Origin of the sequence: Campylobacter showae CC57C (assembly GCF_000344295.2) — a bacterium.
Taxonomy (GTDB): domain Bacteria; phylum Campylobacterota; class Campylobacteria; order Campylobacterales; family Campylobacteraceae; genus Campylobacter_A; species Campylobacter_A showae_B.
Map to the genome: position 1 here is coordinate 1 of NZ_AOTD01000009.1, position 5193 is coordinate 5193.

Annotated in this window: 6 protein-coding genes; all 6 read right to left on the reverse strand. The window is 49.1% G+C overall.

Annotation, left to right across the window (positions count from 1 at the left end; translation table 11 throughout):
• Positions 1-222 precede the first annotated feature (222 nt).
• Positions 223-591, reverse strand: a complete 369-nt coding sequence (locus H740_RS12350; protein WP_082420089.1) for a DUF2625 family protein — start codon at positions 589-591, stop codon at positions 223-225.
• Between the two features lie 154 nt (positions 592-745).
• Positions 746-886 (reverse strand): DUF2625 family protein, encoded by a 141-nt coding sequence (locus tag H740_RS12355; RefSeq protein WP_269430602.1) that lies wholly within the window; start codon positions 884-886, stop codon positions 746-748.
• 79 nt (positions 887-965) lie between these two features.
• The gene (gene fabI / locus H740_RS00640) at positions 966-1784 is read right to left on the reverse strand and encodes an enoyl-ACP reductase FabI (RefSeq protein WP_002950316.1); all 819 of its coding nucleotides are present in this window, start codon (positions 1782-1784) and stop codon (positions 966-968) included.
• A 291-nt stretch (positions 1785-2075) separates the two neighbouring features.
• Positions 2076-2753 carry a triose-phosphate isomerase gene (locus H740_RS00645; RefSeq protein ID WP_002950318.1) on the reverse strand — a complete coding sequence of 226 codons (678 nt, stop codon included), beginning with the start codon at positions 2751-2753 and terminating at the stop codon, positions 2076-2078.
• Positions 2750-3952, reverse strand: a complete 1203-nt coding sequence (locus H740_RS00650; protein WP_002950319.1) for a phosphoglycerate kinase — start codon at positions 3950-3952, stop codon at positions 2750-2752. Before H740_RS00650 ends, H740_RS00645 begins: the two co-directional genes overlap by 4 nt.
• 16 nt (positions 3953-3968) lie before the next feature.
• A complete protein-coding gene (gene gap, locus H740_RS00655) occupies positions 3969-4964 on the reverse strand; it encodes a type I glyceraldehyde-3-phosphate dehydrogenase (RefSeq protein ID WP_002950321.1) in 996 nt (331 codons plus the stop codon).
• Positions 4965-5193: the final 229 nt, after the last annotated feature.

The window sequence follows — 5193 nt, forward strand, 5'->3', positions numbered from 1 at the left end:
ACTTTTTTGTGCGAATGCTACATAATACCGAAAATAATATCTTGATAAAAGCTGTTTAGTGACGTTAATTTTACTTCTTTATGTATCGCGTCTCTCAGGTTATTTTAAGATATTTGTTAAAATTTATTTAGTTGAGCGGCAAATTTTAGCAGCCGACAGGTGCGCGCAGTAAGGCTAACGAGCCGCAACGGCCTTTATTTTATTTCCATAAAATTTAAAAATTTACTCGCCGCCGTTAAAAATAGAAGTAAAGTACTCGTCTATGTCCATGCCGTCTTTTTTCATCTGTTTTAGCCTTAGTTTTACGTCAGCATCTTGCCAAAGTATCGGCGGCAAGGCAAACATCACCTTATCAAGGCTAAATTTACTCACATCCTCGCGCCAGCCATCCCAGCGGTAAAGCTCGTAAAATTTAGATATCACCGCAAAGCGTCCAGTACAAAAACTGCGAGTAGTCAAGCTGCGTATCCTCTCATTCGCCGCTATCTGGCGCATAGTAAAAGATGTTGCCGGCTTTGCCAAAAATGTGCCGCCGTTTATCGCGAAAAATCCACCCAAAACATCATCCGCCACGAGCAAATAGCTAGGCATCTGGCCTGCCTCACTAGCTTTTGCCAAGGCTAAAGCTGTAAATCCCGCGATTCATCCGCTCGCAGCCAGAACCAAGCACGTGCAGTCAACCGCCCTCAATCACGATGCTGCTGCAGTCATAAACAAGCGCTCCCATCGGCGAGCGTGTAGTGACCTAAAGCCCCAAAAGCTCGCTTTGCGCCCTATCCTCGTCACGCGGTAAAATCTCATAGCCATTTTTGGCCTCTTTTAGCCACTCTTCTATTAGTGTCCAGCCCGGCTCATTTGTGTTTATAAGCTCGCCTAAAGCTCTCATCGTGCGTCTTTTTGCTTAAATTTGATAAAATTTAAAAGAAGAATTTGGCGAGTCGCCCCGCCAAATTTATATTAGTAGATTATTTTGCGTCCCAAGCTAGGATCGTGTTACCCTCGGCGTCGGTGGCCACGTCGCCCATGCCCATGATGTTGTAGCCGCAGTCGACGTAGTGCACCTCGCCGGTCACGCCGCTAGCTAGGTCGCTAAGCAGATACATAGCGCTATTACCGACGTCATGCGTCGTGACGTTACGTTTTAGCGGGCTATTTACTTCGTTGTAACGTAAAATCATCCTAAAGTCGCCTATTCCGCTTGCCGCAAGCGTTTTGATTGGGCCCGCGCTGATGGCGTTTACGCGGATACCTCGCGCGCCAAGATCGTGAGCGAGATAGCGCACCGAGCTTTCAAGTGCTGCTTTTGCGACGCCCATGACGTTGTAGTGAGGCACGAACTTTGGTCCGCCAAGATATGTAAGAGTTAGCACAGAGCCGCCCTCTTTTAGCACCGGCAGCACCGCGCGCGTGAGGCTCAGTAGCGAATACACGCTCGTACCCATCGCGATATCAAAGGCTTCTTTGCTCGTGTTTACAAACTCGCCCTCTAGTGCTTCTTTTGGCGCATAGGCCACTGCGTGCACGACGAAATCTATCTCGCCAAGATCCGCTTTAATGCGATCCGCAAGGCCGTCTAAATGAGCTTGGTTGTTTACGTCAAGCTCATAGACGAATTTACTGCCAAACTCCTCTGCAATCGGCTCTACGCGTTTTTTTAGCGCGTCGTTTAGGTAGGTAAACGCCATCTGCGCACCCTGCGCGTAACAAGCTTCGGCGATGCCGTAAGCGATAGATTTGGCGTTAGCGACGCCGACGATGAGGCCCTTTTTGCCTTTTAAAATCATTATTTCTCCTTTAAAATTTGCTTGGTTTTTGAGCGCTTTTTGGCGATTTTGTTAAAATTTTGCTCGACAGACCATCCGTCTAGCCTACGCAAAATTTTAACTGCAAAGCCCCAAAAATCATCTCAAAATCCTGCGCAATTTGAAATTTATAAATTTACAAAATTCGACAAAACGCCAAATTTAATAGCGGCAGTATCGTGAGATGGATTTTAATGTTGTGTAGAAATTTTAAGTCAAGACTAGGCATGTAGCCTATCGCCGACTTAAAATTTCAAACTCATTAAAAGACGCTCACGAGACAACGCGTATAAGCTCTAAAAACTTTGAGGCGTCCCAGCTCGCCGTACCTACTAGTACTCCATCGCAGTTTTTGATCCCCGCAATCCCGCCGATATTTGCGGCATTCACGCTGCCTCCGTAAAGCAGCGGCGCACTCGTTTGCTCACGGATGAAATTTAATATCTCCTCTATCTGCTCCGCGTTCGCGCTCTTGCCCGTGCCTATCGCCCAAATTGGCTCGTAGGCGATCAGCAAGCGCTCGTAGCCAAGGCCGATATTTTTTAGCTGCTTAGCCAAAAACTCCTTCGTGCGCCCAGCTTCGTTCACGCTCAAATTTTCGCCGATGCAGTAGATGATCTGCCAGCCAGCCTTTACGGCAAAATCGAATTTAGCGCGCAAAAGCTCCTCGCTCTCGCCCAGCTCGCGCCGTTCGGAATGCCCTATCAGCACGCTTTTTACGCCAAATTCGTCCAGCATCGCCTTGCCGATCTCGCCGGTGTGAGCGCCGCTTTCGCACGGGTAGAAATTTTGAGCGCCGAGTTTAAATTTATGAGCCGCAAGATCAAGCGCGCTAAAGGGCGGAAACACCGTGACGTCGTCTTTTGCGCTTAAATTTGCGTCCAAAATTTCAGCGTATTTAGCAAAGCTCGCTCTCGTGTGATTGCACTTTAAATTTGCTAAAAACCTCACTCCGCAGCCTTTCTAAGCGGTTTTATGCCGGGTAGCTCCTTGCCCTCGATAAGCTCCAGACTCGCGCCGCCGCCAGTAGAGATAAAGGTCATCTCGTCGGCGTCTCCAGCGCGCTCGACCACGTCGGCCGTATCGCCGCCGCCAACGACCGTAGTCGCGTGAGTGTCGATGATGGCGTGGCTCATCTTGATGCTGCCCTTGCTAAATTTATCCATCTCAAAAACGCCCATCGGCCCGTTCCACCAGATGGTTTGCGCGTCGGCGATGACCTCTTTAAAGAGCCTTATCGACGCCGGCCCGATATCTAGCCCCATCCAGCCGCTTGGGATCTCTTGAGCGGGGACGAATTTCACGGCGCTTTCGGCTGAAAAGGTCTGAGCCGCGACGACGTCTACGGGCAGGTAAATTTTAACGCCAAGCTCCCTGCCTTTGCGCAAAATTTCGCGTGCGTCCTCGATGAGATCCTCTTCTAGCAACGAGTTTCCGATATTCTCGCCGAGAGATTTTAAAAACGTAAACGCCATGCCGCCGCCAATTATCAGCTTATCTACGCGCGGAAGCAGGTTGTGCAGGGCTTGTAGCTTGCCGCTAACCTTACTACCGCCCACGACCGCCACGAACGGGCGCGCAGGATGCTTGATGAGATTTTGGGAAAAATTTATCTTTTTTTGCAAAAAAAATCCCGCCGCTTTGTGCTTTTCGTCGTAAAATTTAGTGATCGCCTCGACCGAGCTGTGCGCCCTGTGGCAGACGCCAAACGCGTCGTTTATGTAAAATTCGCCGTATTTAGCGAGCTCACCGGCTAGCGCCTCGTCGTTTTTGGTCTCGCCCTTTTCAAAGCGCAAATTTTCAAGAAGTAAAATTTCGCCAGGCTTCAATGCAGCGGCTTTAGCTTTGGCGTCCGCTCCGATGACATCCTCGGCAAAAATCACGTCTCTATCAAGTAGCCTCGAAAGCCTCTTTGCCACGCCTCGCAGCGAAAATTTCTCCTCAAAGCCGTTTTTAGGGCGTCCAAGGTGACTAGCCAAAACCACACTGCAGCCGTTATCTAGGCAGTAGCGGATAGTTGGTATCGCTGAGCGGATACGACGGTCGTCGGTGATATTTAAAAACTCGTCCATAGGTACGTTAAAATCGCACCTAACAAATACCTTCGCGCCACTAAGCTCAAGATCGTTGATCGATAAAATTTCACTCATTTTTCACCCTTTAAATTTACTTCGTAGCCACGATCTTAGCAAGATCCACGAGTCTTGTCGAGTAGCCCCACTCGTTGTCGTACCACGCAAAGACCTTTACCATATCATCGGCGATGACCTGCGTCGTGTCGCTCGCTACGATGCTGCTATATGCGCTCGTGCAAAAGTCACTGCTAACTCTATAATCGTCATCGACGAATAAAATCCCCTTTAAATTTGACTCCGCAGCCGCTCTAAACGCCTCGTTTATCTCATCTTTGCTACCCGGTCTTTTTAAAACCGCCGTTAGATCGACCATTGAGACGTTTGCGACCGGTACGCGCACTGCCTGACCGTGCATCTTGCCGTTTAGCTCCGGAAGTACTTTCGCGATAGCTTTTGCAGCTCCGGTGGTCGTAGGCCCGATATTTAGGGCTGCAGCGCGCGAACGGCGGAAGTCTTTGGCCTTTACGTCAACCAGGCTTTGGCCGTTTGTGTAGGCGTGGATTGTGGTCATGAGCCCTTTTACGATGCCAAATTTATCATTTATTACTTTTGCGACGGGCGCTAGGCCGTTTGTGGTGCAGCTTGCGTTTGAGACGATCGCTTCGCCTGCGTATTTATCGTCGTTTACGCCCACTACAAAGGTCGCCGTGTCGTCTTTTGCCGGAGCGCTCATGACGACTTTTTTGACGCCGCGAGCTAGATAGGGCTCGCACTTTTCGGTGGTTAAAAATTTGCCCGTGCACTCCAAAACCACGTCTGTGCCGTAGTCAGCGTAGCTAAGCTCGTTTAGATCTCTTGTTGAAAAAACTCTTATTTTTTTGCCGTTTACTTCTATAAAATCGTCGCTTATCACCTTAACGTCTTGCTTAAATTCGCCGTGCACGCTGTCGTATTTGAGCAGATAGCGCGTCATGTCGCGCGTCGCCGTGTCGTTGATAGCGACAAGCTCAACGTCGTCTCGCTCTAAAATAATACGAGCAGCGCACCTGCCGATACGTCCAAAACCGTTGATCGCGATTTTTACCATGTTTAGCTCCTTGTGCTAGATTTTCCGGTCACTTTAGGGCGCCCAGAAAGGTTATTTTCATACTTTTAGCTTTTGCGCGTTAAATTTACCGGCCTCAACCGCTGCCGAGCGCGTAAATTTAAGCCGCTCTAAAGCCCGCCTTTGCAAATTTTGATCCTCGCTTGCTCGCCGAAAAACGAGCCTTGCGAGCCTAAAAATCCCCAAATTTTACAAAATCTCCATTTAATTT

What these genes read in the sequence shown, in the direction of transcription:
- H740_RS12350 (WP_082420089.1), bottom strand. Translation starts at nt 591, where the DNA reads ATGCCTAGCTATTTGCTCGTGGCGGATGATGTTTTGGGTGGATTTTTC.
- H740_RS12355 (WP_269430602.1), bottom strand. Translation starts at nt 886, where the DNA reads ATGAGAGCTTTAGGCGAGCTTATAAACACAAATGAGCCGGGCTGGACA.
- fabI (WP_002950316.1), bottom strand. Translation starts at nt 1,784, where the DNA reads ATGATTTTAAAAGGCAAAAAGGGCCTCATCGTCGGCGTCGCTAACGCC.
- H740_RS00650 (WP_002950319.1), bottom strand. Translation starts at nt 3,952, where the DNA reads ATGAGTGAAATTTTATCGATCAACGATCTTGAGCTTAGTGGCGCGAAG.
- gap (WP_002950321.1), bottom strand. Translation starts at nt 4,964, where the DNA reads ATGGTAAAAATCGCGATCAACGGTTTTGGACGTATCGGCAGGTGCGCT.